At 63.3% G+C, this 15,721-nt stretch carries 9 protein-coding genes and 1 pseudogene; 6 read left to right on the top strand and 4 right to left on the bottom strand.

Annotated elements, in window-relative coordinates:
- Positions 1-436 precede the first annotated feature (436 nt).
- Both AB1384_12305 and AB1384_12300 read right to left on the bottom strand, forming a co-directional pair.
- On the bottom strand, positions 437-1,567 hold the full coding sequence (locus tag AB1384_12305) for a winged helix DNA-binding domain-containing protein (GenBank protein ID MEW6555054.1): 1,131 nt from the start codon (positions 1,565-1,567) through the stop codon (positions 437-439).
- Between the two features lie 44 nt (positions 1,568-1,611).
- Complete coding sequence (locus tag AB1384_12300) at positions 1,612-3,282, bottom strand: long-chain fatty acid--CoA ligase (protein MEW6555053.1); 1,671 nt, start codon at positions 3,280-3,282, stop codon at positions 1,612-1,614.
- Between the two features lie 386 nt (positions 3,283-3,668).
- Here AB1384_12300 and AB1384_12295 point away from each other — a divergent pair, with 386 nt between their 5' ends.
- The 4 genes from AB1384_12295 (at position 3,669) to AB1384_12280 (ending at position 11,720) form a co-directional block, all read left to right on the top strand.
- Positions 3,669-6,221 carry an IPT/TIG domain-containing protein gene (locus tag AB1384_12295; protein ID MEW6555052.1) on the top strand — a complete coding sequence of 851 codons (2,553 nt, stop codon included), beginning with the start codon at positions 3,669-3,671 and terminating at the stop codon, positions 6,219-6,221.
- Between the two features lie 492 nt (positions 6,222-6,713).
- The gene (locus AB1384_12290; protein ID MEW6555051.1) at positions 6,714-9,875 is read left to right on the top strand and encodes a PAS domain S-box protein; all 3,162 of its coding nucleotides are present in this window, start codon (positions 6,714-6,716) and stop codon (positions 9,873-9,875) included.
- Positions 9,872-10,501: a response regulator transcription factor gene (locus AB1384_12285; protein MEW6555050.1), complete on the top strand. Its 630-nt coding sequence runs from the start codon at positions 9,872-9,874 to the stop codon at positions 10,499-10,501. Before AB1384_12290 ends, AB1384_12285 begins: the two co-directional genes overlap by 4 nt.
- Before the next feature lie 457 nt (positions 10,502-10,958).
- A complete protein-coding gene (locus AB1384_12280; GenBank protein ID MEW6555049.1) occupies positions 10,959-11,720 on the top strand; it encodes a sigma-70 family RNA polymerase sigma factor in 762 nt (253 codons plus the stop codon).
- Between the two features lie 10 nt (positions 11,721-11,730).
- Here the strand turns inward: AB1384_12280 and AB1384_12275 are convergent, their stop codons facing one another.
- Positions 11,731-12,594 carry a hypothetical protein gene (locus AB1384_12275; protein MEW6555048.1) on the bottom strand — a complete coding sequence of 288 codons (864 nt, stop codon included), beginning with the start codon at positions 12,592-12,594 and terminating at the stop codon, positions 11,731-11,733.
- Between the two features lie 141 nt (positions 12,595-12,735).
- Positions 12,736-12,798 (bottom strand): annotated as a pseudogene (locus tag AB1384_12270) (zinc-ribbon domain-containing protein).
- 211 nt (positions 12,799-13,009) lie between these two features.
- Here AB1384_12270 and AB1384_12265 point away from each other — a divergent pair.
- Both AB1384_12265 and AB1384_12260 read left to right on the top strand, forming a co-directional pair.
- Positions 13,010-14,440, top strand: a complete 1,431-nt coding sequence (locus AB1384_12265) for an amidase (protein MEW6555047.1) — start codon at positions 13,010-13,012, stop codon at positions 14,438-14,440.
- Between the two features lie 186 nt (positions 14,441-14,626).
- Entirely contained in the window at positions 14,627-15,679 is a 1,053-nt protein-coding gene (locus AB1384_12260) for a hypothetical protein (GenBank protein ID MEW6555046.1), read from the top strand.
- The last annotated feature ends 42 nt before the right edge of the window (positions 15,680-15,721 follow it).

The following is a 15,721-nucleotide window of genomic DNA, read 5'->3' as shown; positions in this document are numbered from 1 at the left end:
GATGTACACTCTACTCATGGGACGCCTCCTTTCGGTCGTGCCGGCCCTTTCAACCGGCATGTTTGGTTTGTCACCTAATTGTTCGGAGGCGTCCGTTCTTTATCATTCCAGGTCTTGTTTTTTGGATCCATGATGGATTTGCTTGTTCTACTGTAATACTCATCAATAATTAGTAAAACGGCATGCAGTTCTTATAACATACCGGGGTATCCAAAGAACAAGACCTGGCCGAAAAGACCTCCATCAGGTGAACTTGAGGTTTGGAAGGGTCCGCAAAGCGCAGACGAAAGAGAGAGGTCATATCCGCTAAGGCGAAAGGGACAAGGTGCCCGTTCGGAGGCGTCCTCCCAAGCCAATAGCTTTCAGCAACCCCTTCCGAAAGGGGTATGGAGAGGCTTACCCTTGACTTGGGTCTTTAAAGGTGACCCCATGTGGTTCAAGGACCGTTTATGCACAGCGTGGCCGGGAGGCCGAGAAAGCGCGCGACGTCCTCGGCTTCCTCCGCGACCAGGCCGCTGGAAGTATCGTCGAGGCGCTCGAAAGGTTTCACCTCTATGGCCAGGCGCTTGCCCCGGCGTTCGTACCTCCAGGTCCCCGCGGCGGCCCCGTCCACCAGCACCACAGGGAGGGTCTGTCCACCGTGATATACGTCCTTGCGGTGCTGATCGGAAACCAGCAGCGACCGGTCAGCGTAGCCGAGGAGGTACGTATCGAAGGCGGGCAACAGCTTTACGGTGCTTTTACGCAGCCGGGATGGGCTGAGAATCTTAGCCTTGCTCACGGGCAGCCACATGCTGACTTTCTCCACCTTCACCCCGGCGAGCTTACCCATGGCCTCCGCGCCCCGCAAGGCCTCCTTCGCCTCGGCCGCGGTCAGTCCCGACCACATAGCGAAGTCCCTGGTAGTGGCGGGGGCGAAGCAGTCGAGGTACCTCATGGCCAGCTCGGCCAGCCCGGACCCACCCGTACCTCTCGACTCCCCCCCGATCCATTCATCGCGGAGTACGTAGGTGGCTTCGCCGTTTTCGCGTTCTGGACCCATGCACAGCAGACCGGTGAGGGCAGCGTGCCGGATGAGATGGATCGGCGCCTGCGTTCTTGAGTCCAGTTCGATCCCTTCTCCTGCCAGCGCGTCCATCAATTCCCGACGCGTCAAGGGCTCCGCCCGCACCCTCAAGGCCGCGCGGATCTTATCCACCCCTGATTCTGCGAGGCTCTCGTCGAGTCCGAGCTCGGCCATCCTCCGGCTGCCTTTTGCGATCAGGGTCGGGGCAAGGGTGGAAACCAGCCACTCCACGTCGTCGGCGGCCAGGAGGTGGATCGTCCCCCGCATCGCCCAGGTGCGCACCAGGCTTCTGTCCAGGTTGATGGCCTCTTCGATCGCCCTTTTCTGAACGCCTTCCAGCCTTGCTCGCAACGCAAGGAACATGGCCGACGTCCGCTGCGCGTTTATCCCCACCAAGGATCTTACGGCCGCGGGCAGGAAAACCGTATCGCCGGATTCTCGCAGGAGTTGCCCGCCCGTCCTGAGAAAACGCGCCTGATGCACAGAGAGCTCGTCAACCATGTCCCTGCCCGCCGCGAGGGCGATCGGACTCCCGGGTCATGCAGCTATTCCCCGGCTTTACTGATCTCCTGGTCGCGCAGTTCGCGGCGGAGGATCTTGCCCACCACGCTCTTGGGCAGCTCGCTCACGAACTCGACGCTCCTGGGGATCTTGTAGGGGGCCAGGGTCTCCCGGCAGTAGGCCAGGACCTCCTCCTCGCTGAGGGTCTCGCCCTCCTTGGTGACGATGAAGGCCTTCAGGCTCTCGCCGCGGTATTCGTCCGGCACGCCGACGGCGCACGCCTCCAGGATCTTGGGGTGGTCGAAGAGCACGTTGTCGATCTCGACGGGGTAGATGTTGTAGCCGCCGGCGATTATCATGTCCTTCTTGCGGTCCACCACGGAGAGGTAGCCGTCGGCGTCGAAAAAGCCGATGTCCCCCGTGTATACCCATCCGTTTCTCAAGGCCTGGGCCGTCTCCTCCGGTTTCTTGTAGTAGCCCATCATGTTCTGGGGGCCGTGGATGATGATCTCCCCGACCTCGCCCTGGCGCAGTTCCTCCTCGCCCGTTTCTATGTCCACGATCTTGATGTCGGTATCGGAGACGGGGATACCCACGGTGCCGGGCTTGATCACGCCGCCCCAGGGGGTGACGGTAGCCACGGGTGAGGTCTCGGTCTGGCCATATACCTCGAGGATGGTGGCGCCGGTGAGCTCCTTCAGGTCCCGGATGGTGTCAGCCGCCAGGGGGGCGGCGCCGGAGAAGAAGCCCTTGATGAAGGAGAGGTCCATCTCCCTGAATTCCGGCTCGGCCAGCAGGCCCACGAAAATGGTGGGGACGCCGGGGAGGTAGTCGGGCTTGTCGCGCTTGAGAATCTCGATGACGCCAGCGGGGTCGGGCCGGGGGATCATGCAGTGTTCCCACGCCTGCCAGCAGAAGAAGTTCTGGCAGGCGGTGAAGCCGGCGGCATGGAAGACGGGAAAGGTCCCCACCAGCGATATTCCGCCGCGGTCGAGGTCCGGAAACCAGGCGGCGAACTGCTGCACGTTGCAGCTGATGTTCGCGTGGCTGAGCATGACTCCCTTGCTCACCCCGGTGGTACCGCCGGTGTAGATGATGGTGGAGAGTTCTTCCCACTTGCCTTTCTCCTCGACGGGGTCGGCGGGATGCTGTTTGATAAGGTCCTCGAAGCGCATCACCACGTCCGTGGGCTCGATCTTCCTGTACATGGCCTTGCGCACCAACGGGAAGAGCTGCTTCTTGGGGAAGCCGAGGTAGGTGTTGATCTGGCAGCCGATGATCTTCTCCACCTTGGTCTCGGGCATGATCTTTTCGATACGGGGGACGAGCAGGGTGAGGGTTATAGCCACCTTGGAGTCCGAGTCGTCCAACTGGTACTTCAGCTCACGCTCGGTGTAGAGCGGGTTGTTGAGCACTACCACCGCCCCGATGCGGAAGGCGGCCATGTTGGCGATGATCATCTGTGGGATATTGGGCATGATGGTCGCCACCTTGTCCCCCTCTTTCACGCCCAGGGCCATAAGGGCCCGGGCGAAGCGGTTGACCATGGCGTCCAGTTGCTTGTAGGTGTATTTTTTGCCCATATAGTTCAAGGCCACCTGGTCAGGGAACTCCCTCGCCGAGCGGGCGAGGCCTCCGGATACCGTGAGCTTCTCGTAATCGATGCTCCACGGTACTCCCTCGGCATAGGACTTGTGCCAGAGCTTCTCCTCCATGGTCACCCCTCCTGTATCGATGCGCGATGGACCTCTTGGGCTGTGCCCCTTACCGTAAACGAGAGGAATGCTTGCCCCGCGGCGGGACACTGCGGTCGGAGCAGGGATTAAGGGTAGATATGTTTATGTGGCCCCTCCAGTCTCTTTATATATGAGGCCCGGTGCTTAATTCAAGTCAGATTTACAGCGCCTGGGATTTTTCGGTTGCCCCGTCCCTGACGGCCTCGCGCGGTGGAAACCCCGGCCCCAGCCCCGGACGGCTTCAGGGGCCTCCCGCGAAGGGGATGCCCCATCCCCTTGAAATCCTGCCGTGCGCGCGGCGTTATACCTGGAGGGGGACGGTGTCGGAAGATAGATAGACGCTGCGAGAGTAGAAAGGTGGAGCCATGTCCCGTGGTAGGCGCAATCTGTTCCCGGTGTTCGTCCTGGTGTTGTCCGCGGTGCTCCTGCTGGTGGCCGGAGTGCCGGCGTCCCTCGCGGCCGCCGGCCCCACCGAGGGCGACCAGGGGGGGTTCACCGTGGCCGCCGACAGCCCCAGTCCCCCGGCAAGCCCGGTCAAGCTCATATTTATCCACCACTCCTGCGGGCAGAACTGGCTGGAGGACGGTAACGGCAACCTGGGCTCCGCCCTGCGGGACAACAACTTTTTCGTGAGCGACACAAATTACGGCTGGGGGCCGGATGCCATCGGGTCCAGCACCGACATCGGCCACTGGTGGTCCTGGTTCCGGGGGCCGTCCAGTCCCGCCTATATGGCCGCCCTGTACGCCGAAAGCGGCCAGAACAGTTCCTATTCGCGCCTCGCCACGGACCCCGGGGGGGAGAACGAGATCGTCATGTTCAAGTCCTGCTACCCCAACTCGGCCATGGGTGGCAGCCCTTCCGACCCCGTTCCGCCCATAACGAGCAACCCGCTGGCGGGCAACTCCTCCCCGCTAACGGTGGCCAACGCCAAGGGCATCTACATCGATATCCTCGAGTACTTCAGAAGCCGGCCGGACAAGCTCTTCGTCGTCATCACCGCACCGCCGCTGCGAGACGCCACCTACGCGTCCAACGCCCGCGCCTTCAACGACTGGCTGGTCAACGACTGGCTGGTCGGATACTCGCTGGACAATGTCTTCGTCTTCGACTTCTACAACGTGCTCACCAGCAACGGCGGCGGCTCCTACGCCAGCGACCTGGGGTGGGAGACCGGCAACCACCACCGCTGGTGGAACGGCGCCGTCCAGCACAAGACGGATGGGGGAGGCAACACCCTGGCCTATCCAAGCGGCGACGACCACCCTAACTACGTGGGCAACCAGAAGGCCACGGTCGAGTTCGTCAGCCTGCTCAACGTGGCCTATAACCGCTTCAAGGGCAGCGCCAACGCGCCCTCCATCGCCGCTATCAACCCCACTTCGGGGTCAGCGGGAACCGTGGTCACCATCACCGGCTCCAGGTTCGGCGCCAGCCGGGGCTCTTCCTACGTCGCGCTCGGGCAGGAAATTGCCGTCGATTACCTGGAGTGGACGGACACGCGCATCCGCTGCCGGGTGCCGGCGGGCGCCCTCTCGGGGATGGTGACCGTGGTGACGCCCGATGGCGAATCGAACGGAGTGAACTTCGTGGTGGAGCTGCCCACGGTGGAGAGCGCTTTCTATTTCGCTGAAGGCTACACCGGCCCCGGTTTCCAGGAATACCTCTGCCTGCTCAACCGCGAGGACAGCGGGGCCATCGCCCAGGTCACCTACCTTTACGCCGATGGCAGCCAGCCCTTCACCAAGGATTATCCCCTGCCCCGGAACAGCCGCACCACCATCGATGTCAATGTGGAGGCGGGGGCGGGCAAGGAGGTCTCGGTGAAACTGGAATCCGACGGCATGGTCCTCGCGGAACGCCCAATCTACTTCGACTACCAGGGAAAGTGGGACGGAGGCCACGACGTCATCGGGGCCGCTGAGCCCTCGGCCTCCTGGTATTTCGCCGAGGGTTATACCGGCAGCGGCTTTGACGAATATATATGCGTGCTCAACCCCGCCGACACCGACGCCGCCCTGACCTTCCGCTTCCAGACGGAGCAGGAGGGCGAAAAGTTGAGGGAAGGCTATACCGTCCCGGCCCGTTCGCGCCGCACCTTCGCGGTGAACCAGGTCCTCGGCGCAGGGTACGAGAGCTCGCTGGCGGTCGAGTCCAGCCAGCCCGTGGTGGTCGAGCGCCCCATGTATTTCGAATATACGAGCACGGCCGCGCAGCACTGGGAGGGAGGCCACTGCGTCATGGGGGCCACGCAGCTCTCCACCCGGTTCTTCTTCGCGGAGGGCGCGACCCGCTCCGGGTTCGAGTCGTGGCTCACCCTGCAGAACCCCCACGACCACGCCATCGTCATCACCGCTGCGTATCAGCTGGGGCAGGGACAGGGTGGCCAGCAGGACCGCACCTACCGCGTCGCGGCAGGTTCGCGCCACACCGTGTTCGTCCGCGACGAGGTGGGCGTGGACAAGGACGTATCGGTGGCGCTCACCTCCAGCGAGACCTTCCTGGCGGAGCGGCCCATATATTTCGCCTATAACTACGGGGGGCTGGCGGCGGAGGGGGGGCATTGCGTGGTCGGGGCCTTCGCTCCGGCGCCGGAGTGGCTGCTGGCGGAGGGATACACCGGCCATGGTTTCCACCAGTGGCTGTGCCTTCAGAACCCCGGGGACACCAGCGCCGCGGTGGAGGTGACCTATTATACCCAGGAGGCGGGGGAGCTGCCGGCGAGGACGGTAGGCGTCCCCGCGCGCACGCGCGTCACCCTCATGGTCAACGAGAACGCCGGTGCCGGTTTCCAGTTGTCCACGCGCGTACGGGTGGTGTCCGGCCCGGACGTCGTGGTGGAGCGGCCCATGTACTTCGTGTATGGGGGCGCGTGGGACGGGGGGCACTCCGTAGTGGGGTTTGTTCCCGGGCCGTGAGGCGTCCGGGCATGGGTGCTTGTCCGGCCCGAGCCTCCAGGTAACGGTCCCGCTCGCAAAGCCTCACGGAGACCGACCTGGTAGTTCTCGGGCAAGTGGCAGCGCAGACGGGTGGGGCCCGGACGGCGCGACGGCCCGGGAGGCGGTTTATATATGGGCGACACCCGGGCGGGATCGCCGTTCTCCAGCCATCTGCATGCACGTCTCTCTGCCCCACATCGACCGGCCTGGTGATTCCCCGGGCTGGTGGCAGCGCAGACGGGCGGGGCCCGGGCGACGCGACGGCCCGTGAGGCTGCTCATATACGGGCGACACCCGGGCTGGCTCGGCGCTCTCCAGCCACCTGCATGCACGTCTCTCCGCCCCACATTGCCCGACCTGGTAGTTCCCCGGGAAAGTGGCAGCGCAGCTGGCTTGGAGCAAGGGAGGCGCTTCCATTATTATAGACGTTGAGCCTGCCGTGACCTCCCCGTTACCGGAAGGAACGCGTACATGGGGGATGTGAGGGGACACAGCCTTATCCGTGGCCTGGAGGAACTGAGACCCGGCGACCATCTCTGCTGCATCTATCAGTCGGAGGATGAGCACCGTGCCCTGGTCACTTCCTTTTTGCGGCACGGACTCGAGCGGGGAGAGAAGGTCATCTATATCGTAGACAACCACACCGCGGAGGAGGTGCTGGGATACCTGGAGCGCGTGGGGATAGAGACCTCCCCCTTCCTGGACAGCGGGCAGCTCACCGTTCTGACGGTTGATGATGCCTATATGAAGGACGGTGTCTTCGACCCGGACGGCATGATCGCGATGCTGCGGGAGGAGACGGACAAGGCCGCGTCGCAAGGATACGCGGTCCTCCGGGTGACGGGCGAGATGACCTGGGCTCTGCGGGGTCTGCCTGGCTCGGAGAGGCTCATCGAATACGAGGCCAAGCTCAACCACTTCTTCCCAAGTAGCCGCTGCATGGCGATATGCCAGTACGACCGGCGGCGTTTCAACCCGGAGCTGCTCCTGGACGTCTTGTCCACCCACCCTATCGCCGTCATCGGCAGCGAGGTCTTCGAGAACTTCTACTACGTCCCTCCGGAGCAGTTCATCGGCGGCGATCCCTACCGGGCGGTGCTGGAGAACAGGATACTCAATCTTTCGGCCCGGCATGCCTCCAGGTCGGCCCTGGAGGAGAGCGAGAGAAAATACCGCACCATAGTAGACAACGCCCAGGAAGGCATATGGGTCATAGACGGCGATATGAGAACGACGTTCGTCAACCGGCGCATGGCCGACATGCTGGGGTACTCGGAGGGGGAGATGCTCGGTCGCCCGATACTCGATTTCGTGGACGATGGCGGCAGGACCGAGATCGAGCGGAGCATGGGTGGCGGCGATCGGGGCACGAGCAGGCAGTATGAGGTCGAGTTCTTGCGCAAGGACGGCTCGCGCATCTTCACGAACGTGGCAGCGTCCCCGCTCACCGATGACGCGGGCACGGCGGCCGGCGCGCTGGCCATGGTCTCGGACATAACCGAGCGCAAGCGCGCCGAGGATGAGGTCAGGGAGAGCGAGGGGCGCCTCAAGGCCATTGCCGATGCGTCGGGCGACTTTATCATCATGCTGGATACCGACCACAGGATCCGCTTTATCAACCGGGTAGAACAGGGTATCGACCCCGATGCGCTCATCGGGACCCCGCTCTATGAAATGGTCGACGAGGAAGACCGGGACCGTGTAAGAACCCACCTGAACCGGGCCCTCTTCGATAACCGCCGGCAGGAATACGAGACGGTCTTCCACCGTCCGGACGGAGCCGATATCTACTACAGCTCGGTCGCTGTGCCCCTCGTGGTCGGGGAAGAGGTCATCGGTATAGTCGTCAACTCACGGGATATCACCGAGCGCAAGCAGGCGGAGGAGGCAGTGCGTGAGAGCGAGGAGAAGTTCCGCAGCATCGTGGAGCAGTCCACCGACGGCATCGTGCTCGTGGACGGGGAGGGGACCGTCATCGAGTGGAACAGCGCCATGGAGGACATCTCGGGGTTGCGGCGGGAGCAAGCCATTGGAAAAGCGCTCTGGGAGGTGCAGTACCTCACCCTTCTACCGGAGCAGCGCGACCCGCGGGCCTACGGGGAGCTGAAGGAAATGGTCCTCGGCCCCCTGGAGAAGGGCTTCGAGTCCTGGTTTGGAGAGACCATCGAGAGGGAGATGCTCTCCCCGGAAGGCGAGAGGCGCATCATCCAGACCGCTTCCTTTCCCATACGTTCCCGCGAGGGCATGATGGTGGGGAACATCACCCGGGACATCACCAGGCGGGTGCAGGTAGAGAACGACCTGGCCTACGAGGTGGAGGTGAACCGGGCTATCGCCGAGATGTCCTCGGCATTGCTCGCCCAGGTATCCATAGAAGAGGTGTCCTACGTGGTCCTGGAGAACTCGAAGCGCTTGACCGGCAGCAGATACGGTTACGTGGGATACATAGAGGCAGATACCGGCCACCTTATCTCCCCCACCCTGAGCCGCGATATATGGGAACAGTGCGATGTCGAGGACAAGAACATCGTCTTCTCGAAGTTCGGGGGCCTGTGGGGATGGGTCCTTGAAAACCGGGAGCCGCTGCTCACCAACGCTCCAGGCGAGGACCCGAGGTCGACCGGAGTGCCGGCGGGACATATACCTATAGAGCGGTTCGTCTCTGTCCCGGCGCTACTGGGGGGTGCGCTGGTGGGGCAGATAGCCCTCGCCAACTCAGACCGCGATTACACCCGGAAGGACATTGAGGTGTTAAACCGGCTCGCGGACCTCTATGCCATGGCCGTTCTGCGCATGTGGTCCGAGGACGAGCTGTCGGAATACCGCGAGCACCTGGAGGAGCTGGTGAGGGAGCGTACCCAGGAGCTGGAAAGGACCAACCGCCAGTTGCAGGAGGAGATCACGGAACGCAGAAAGAACCAGGATGAACTGCGCGCCACCGCGGAGCAGCTCCGTGCGCTGTCCGCACGCGTGGAATCGGTGCGCGAGGAGGAGAGGCGCCATGTGGCGCGTGAGGTCCACGATACGCTGGGACAGAGCCTCACCGGGCTCAAGATCAACCTCTCCCTCCTCGGCAGGAAGCTCGCCGGCAGCGAGGAGGTGGACGAGATATCCTACATGTCCGACCTGATCGATGCCACCATCCAGTCGGTACGGGAGATATCCACGCAGTTGAGGCCCGGGGTCATAGACGACCTGGGGCTTGCCGCCGCCCTCGACTGGCAACTGAAACGCTTCGAGGAAATGACCGGGTTGAAATGCTCCTTCGTATCCAGGACGGAAGACGAGTCCATGGACAAGGACCTGGCCATCACCCTTTTCCGGATCGCGCAGGAGGCACTGACCAACATCGCCAGGCACGCCGGCGCCGGCCAGGTGGAAGTGCTCCTGGCACAGGAGCCGCAGGAGATCGTGCTGCGGATCAAGGACGACGGCAGGGGGATCAGCCGGCAGGAAGTGGAAGACAGGGGGTCCCTCGGCATCCTGGGTATGCGGGAGCGCGCCCACATCTACGGAGGAGAGGTCGAGATCAGCGGCGGGGAGAGAGAGGGGACCACCGTGGTGGTGAGGATACCCTTGGGCGGCGATGACCGGGCCGGAGGTACACCACAAGAGGAGGGCGGCTATCGGTGAGAGTACTGATCGTTGACGACCATCCAGTGGTCAGGAAGGGGCTGCTGCAGATCCTGGCGGATGAGCCGGATGTCACGGTCGCGGTGGAGGCCGAGTCCGCCACCCGCATGCTCGAGCTGGTGGGGGAGGAGCACTGGGACATAGTGATCCTGGACATAACCCTGCCCGACCGCAGCGGCCTGGAGGCGCTCAAGGACCTGAAGGCGATGAAGCCGGCGCTGCCAGTGCTCATACTCTCCATGCACCCCGAGGACCAGTATGCGATGCGGGTGCTCAAGGCTGGAGCCTCAGGTTACATGAACAAGGACAGCGCCTCCGAGGAACTGGTCAACGCCATGAGAAAGGTATTGGGAGGGGGAAAGTACGTTAGCCCGTCCATGGCCGAAAAGCTGGCCACCGCCATCGGCAGCGACTACGAGAGACCGGCGCACGAGAACCTGTCCGACCGCGAGTTCCAGGTGATGTGCTTGATCGCGTCGGGCAGGCGCCTCAAGGAAGTGGCCGAAGAGCTTTGCCTCAGCGTGAAGACCGTCAGCACATACCGCGCGCGCGTGCTGGAGAAGATGGGAATGGAAAACAACGCCGAGATGACCTATTACGCCATCAAGAACGGACTCATCGACTGAGGAAAAGCCCTTCCCGGCACTCATTCTGTAGGAAAAATACTTACAGGCATAGATAACCTTATCCCACGCCCCGAGGAGAACGTCGCTGATACCCCCCGGGCTCATGGGCATATAAGCTCATGCCTAGGATACAGGGATCCGTATGCAAGGGGTGCGAGATGAGGCATAGGTCTGAGTTGGGCACGCTTCTTTCCAGCGCGGGAACGGTCTGTCCCCTATGCGGCACGAGGCTGGTAAGGGGAGCCCTGTTCTGCTCCCGGTGTGGGCGTTCCGGACGGCTGCACATCGATCCTGAGGGGACGAGAGAGGTTAGGAGAGAGGTATATATCCCCCGCCAACTCGCCCGGTGAAGCCGCGCCCCTTGCGGGTCCCTTTAGACCTGTCCGACTGCCCCGGGCAGGAACGGAAATGGTGACGAGGGACGATTGACCCCTGGACTCCGGAGGTATAAAGAAACATGGAGAGAAAAGGCTTGAGCGCGACCGAGATCGACCTCCTGGAACGTATCAACTCCGGCGATGACGCGGAGGCGATGCAGAGCTTCTTCGACCGCTACCAGGACCTGCTGCACCGTTTCGCCCACAAGTACCACTCCGAGCGGCTACCCTACGAGGATGCCTATCAGCTGGCGGCCCTGGGGCTGATGAAGGCGTTGCGGCGGTTCGATCCCGGCAGGGGGGTCTCCTTCATCACCTTTGCCTATCCGACCATGGAGGGCGAGCTGAAGAAGCATTACCGCGACCACCTGGAGATCATCCGCCTGCCCAGGCCCCTGCGCGACCTCAGGCAGCGCATCAACTCCGAGACCCGCCGCTTCATGGACGAGGAAGGCAGGGAGCCAGATATCGCAAGGTTAGCGAAGCGGCTGGGTGTCAGCGAAGAGGACATCATAGAAGCCCTGGCGGCCCAGCACTATACCAACGTCTTCTCCCTGGACAGCACCATGGGGGACGGCCAGGAAGAGGCCCCGCTGAGCCTCTTCATCGGCGCCTGCGACCCCGCATTCGAGGAGGTCGAAAAGGAGCTGGACATCGAAAAAGCACTGGCCAGCCTCCCCCCACGCCACCACCAGGTCATGGACCTCCGGCTGAACAAGGGATGGACGCAGACGAAGATCGCCCGCGAACTGAAGATATCCCAGATGCACGTCTCCCGCATCATCAGGGAATCAGTGAGCATGCTGCAGGGCAGGTGCTCCCTGCAGGAGGAGTCCGCCTGAGCGCGAAGCCCTATCCGGCTGCCGCGACTACCTCTCCCGTCTCCTTGTCGACCACGTACGTGCCGAACGGTATCTCGGCGCCGTCTTCGTCCACCTCGAAGAGGTAGACGAACCAGGTGTCGCCCTGATCCTCGATCTCGTAATCGGGCAGGTCGGTCTCCATGTACCAGTCCCAGATCTCGTCTTCCTCCATGATCAGGGTGAGGACCTCGTCCTCCGTGTCAACAGGCAGTTCGACCAGCCCGGTATCGTAGTCCCCGTCCGTCGTACCGTCGTCCATCATGCCGCTGTCTTCGATGTCGCTGAAGTCGAAGCCCATATCGATGAGGGTGTCCTCGGAGAGATACCATTTGCCGCCGATCTTGACCAGCTCGAAAGCGTCCATATCCGCGTCGGCGGCGTCCTGGCTGACCTTATCGCCGTATTCGTCGGTATAGGACATGGTGCCCTCGACGATGGTCACCTCGGCCGTGTCCCCGTCTATCTCGCTCTCCATCTTCTCGATATCGATCTTCAGGTCCTCGGGGAAGTAGTCGAAGAAGTATTCCTCCATGAGGTCGATATAGTCGTCGCCCAGCGCTTCCTTGATGCCGTCCACGAACTCGGGCGGCATGGTCCCCAGCAGCATCTTGGCGTCCTGCTTCTCCAGGGATTCGAAGAAGTCCTCCACTATCTGCTCCGGGCTCCCGGCTGCTGTGCCACCTCCGCCGTCCTCATCGCCGACGAACCACTTCGGGCCCACCGCGAAGCCGAGCAGCAGCACTACGATGACTCCTCCCACCACCAGCGTACCCAGTATCCCTAATACCCAGGGCATGGACGATTTCTTCGGGGGCTGTGGGCCGTACTGCACCGGCGGCGCACCGGTACCCATGGGAGGGGTGGCGCCTCCAGCCGGAGGCGGCGGGGGCGGCGGTTCATAGGATGGCGGTGATGGAGGAGGAGGAGGTGGCGGCGGTGGTCCCTGCGGCACTGCCGCTGCCGCCGCCGCGCCCGCCGCAGCCGAAGCGCCGGCTCCACAGAAACCGCAAAATTCGCTGTCGTCCGGGATCTCTTTACCGCAATTCTCGCAGAACATAAGCTTGCTCCTTCTTCAAAGGTCCAGCCGCCGCTATGGCCGCCGCCGCGAGGCGCGCGCCCTCCGTATCATTATTCCCTCCGGTGGGGCTACTATCCTTTTACGGCCTTTATCCGGGCGGCGGGACGCGGGCGCCACCGTTTGTGGCGCGGCATCATTGGTACTAGAGTATGTATAGCGGTTTCGGGTGCCTGACGAAAGGGGGAGGATCATGGGAATAACAGAGGATACGGCCTGGCTCGACGCCACCGCCCTGGCTGAACTGGTACGCTCCGGACAGGTCAAGCCCATCGAGCTGGTGGACGGGGCCATCGCACGCATCGAGAGCCTGAACCCCCAGCTCAACGCGGTCATTACTCCCATGTACGAGCTGGCGCGAGAAGCGGCTTCGAGGGATATCCCTCCAGGCCCCTTCGCTGGTGTGCCCTTCCTGCTCAAGGACCTCATGGCCTCCTGCAGCGGCGTGCGCATGTGCTGGGGTTCGGCTTTCGCCCGTGACCTGGTACCCGGATTCGACAGCGAACTGGTGGTGCGGCAGAAGAAAGCCGGCCTGATCATCCTGGGCAAGACCAACTCCCCCGAGTTCGGTATCCTGCCCACCACCGAGCCACACCTCTTCGGCCCCTCCCGCAATCCCTGGAACACCGGCGTGACCACGGGGGGGTCCAGCGGCGGCTCGGCCGCGGCGGTGGCTTCCGGCATGGTGCCCATGGCCCATGCAAATGATGGCGGCGGGTCCATCCGCATCCCCGCCTCTTGCTGCGGCATCTTCGGGCTCAAACCCACCCGGGCGCGCAATCCCATGGGCCCCGCGCTGGGAGATGCCCTGAACGGGCTCATCGTCGAGCATGCCGTAACCCGCTCGGTGCGGGACAGCGCCGCCCTTCTCGACGCCACCTCCGGCCCCGACCTGGGCGACCCATACTGGGCGCCGCCGCCCGCGCGTCCATTCCTGGCTGAGGTCGGGGCGGACCCCGGCCGGTTGCGCATCGCCTTCACCAGCGAGGCGGAGGGGGCGGTAACTCACGAGGACTGCGTCAAGGCGGTGGAGGACGCGGCTATGCTCTGCTCCGAGCTGGGGCACGAGGTGGAAGAGAGGCCGCTGCGGGTGAGCGTGGAGGAGTTGACCCCGTTGTTCATGACCCTGTGGTCGACGGGGCAGGCATGGATGGCCGACACCCTGGCCGCGCTCACCGGGCGGGCCCCCACCGCGGATGATTTCGAGCCGCTCACCTGGGCCCTGATCGAGATGGGTCGAGGGGTCAGCGCCTCCAGTTACCTGCAGGCAGTGAGCGGCCTGCAGGGGGTTACGCGCGATATCGCCAGGCAGGTGGACGCCTACGACCTCTACCTGACACCTACCCTCGCCGAGCCGCCACTTCCCCTCGGGACCTTCGAGTCGCCGCCTGAAAACCCCCTCTACGGCATCGTCCGGGCGGCGAGCTTCGTCCCCTTCACCCCCATATGCAACATCACCGGGCTACCCGCCATGAGCGTGCCGCTGTACTGGAACGCGGACGGACTGCCCATAGGGGTGCATTTCATAGCCAGGTTCGGCGACGAAGCGACTCTGTTCAGGTTGGCGGCTCAACTCGAGGCGGCACGTCCCTGGCAGGGGCGGCGCCCGCCGGTTGGCGCCTGAACAGCGAGGCCCGGAAGTTACTTACCATACATATTAATGTCAAAGATATGTGCGTCGATATAAGAATATACGCCTGCACTTAGAGTATGCGGCCGGCGCGCAAGGTGGGGAAGTCCGAGCGCCCCCAGAGGCCTGGACCTCGGGTGCGCCACTCGGGGTTGTCATGGATTTTACGGGAGGTCGGGGATGTATTGCAGCGATTGCGGCATGCCGAGGGGCATAGGCAAGGCCAACGACTGGAAGCCCAGCGGGATCATCGTGAGCAAGTACGAGCAGGACCTGCGGGGCATATTCTACGATGTCGGTGAACTCGATCACCTGTTCATCTCCCTCTCCGAGACCATCGGTTACGATGTGACCCGCCTGGTGGTCGAGGGAAAGCGCAAGGACTCGGCACACTATACCCGCGGCCTGCTGCGCAGCATCGAGAAGTCGGGAGCGGCGCTCCCCGAACCGGAAGAGTTCTTCCGCATCATGGCCGCGAATTTCGCCGTACCTGGGTTCGGCAAGGTCAATATCATCTCTTACCGGGAAGACGAGGGCATCGTCATGGATATGGAATGCGTCTACAGTGTGCCCATGGCCCAGGGCCAGGCGGCCGGGGTCTTCGAGGCCGTCGTCAACCGCAGGGGGGATGTTAACTGGGAGGGCGACGCGCGGCATGGAAGGGTCACGGTAGCGGTGCGGGAGGGCGAACCGGAGCTGGAGCGGCGCATCGCGTCCGAGGTGGAAGCGGCTGAGCCCCTGGCCGAGGACGGAGACCGGGAATACGAGCTCTGCGCGCGATGCTCCGTGCCCCTGGAGCTGGGCCGCTGCTTCAGTTGGGAGGTGGAGAAGGCATCGATAACGGAACGCCGTTCCGGCCGCAGGTTCATCTTCGACAACACCCGCGGCATCGCGGCGGTGATGCGCGTGCTGGTGGAGGAACTGGGAGAGGACGTGGAACGGACCCTGGCCGAGATATCGCGGGTCTATGCACGGGACTACTACCAGGCGCTGGGCGGAGGATTTTCCATGAAGGAGGAGTTCGCGCGCCTTGCCCTGTGGGGTTGGGGCCTGCCGCGCGATGCGGGCGGAAGCGGCGAGGGCTACAGCCTGGAGATCGTCAACCCGTTCTACGAGCCGGTCATGGCGGGCAGGATATGGGGGCTCGCGGAGGCGGCCAGCGGCAAGGCCCTTGGCCTCGCTTCGCTCCACCAGGACGGAGGTATTTCTTACCTGGAACTTTCCGCGGCCTGAGGGAAACATCGGAGGGCCTTAAGGGAGACGCGGTCCACGCCC

It is taken from the genome of Actinomycetota bacterium (genome assembly GCA_040757835.1).
Classification (GTDB): Bacteria; Actinomycetota; Geothermincolia; order Geothermincolales; family RBG-13-55-18; genus SURF-21.
This window is presented reverse-complemented; position numbering and strand designations above follow the sequence as displayed.

What these genes read in the sequence shown, in the direction of transcription:
- AB1384_12305 (MEW6555054.1), bottom strand. Translation starts at nt 1,567, where the DNA reads ATGGTTGACGAGCTCTCTGTGCATCAGGCGCGTTTTCTCAGGACGGGC.
- AB1384_12300 (MEW6555053.1), bottom strand. Translation starts at nt 3,282, where the DNA reads ATGGAGGAGAAGCTCTGGCACAAGTCCTATGCCGAGGGAGTACCGTGG.
- AB1384_12295 (MEW6555052.1), top strand. Translation starts at nt 3,669, where the DNA reads ATGTCCCGTGGTAGGCGCAATCTGTTCCCGGTGTTCGTCCTGGTGTTG.
- AB1384_12290 (MEW6555051.1), top strand. Translation starts at nt 6,714, where the DNA reads ATGGGGGATGTGAGGGGACACAGCCTTATCCGTGGCCTGGAGGAACTG.
- AB1384_12280 (MEW6555049.1), top strand. Translation starts at nt 10,959, where the DNA reads ATGGAGAGAAAAGGCTTGAGCGCGACCGAGATCGACCTCCTGGAACGT.
- AB1384_12275 (MEW6555048.1), bottom strand. Translation starts at nt 12,594, where the DNA reads ATGGGTACCGGTGCGCCGCCGGTGCAGTACGGCCCACAGCCCCCGAAG.
- AB1384_12265 (MEW6555047.1), top strand. Translation starts at nt 13,010, where the DNA reads ATGGGAATAACAGAGGATACGGCCTGGCTCGACGCCACCGCCCTGGCT.
- AB1384_12260 (MEW6555046.1), top strand. Translation starts at nt 14,627, where the DNA reads ATGTATTGCAGCGATTGCGGCATGCCGAGGGGCATAGGCAAGGCCAAC.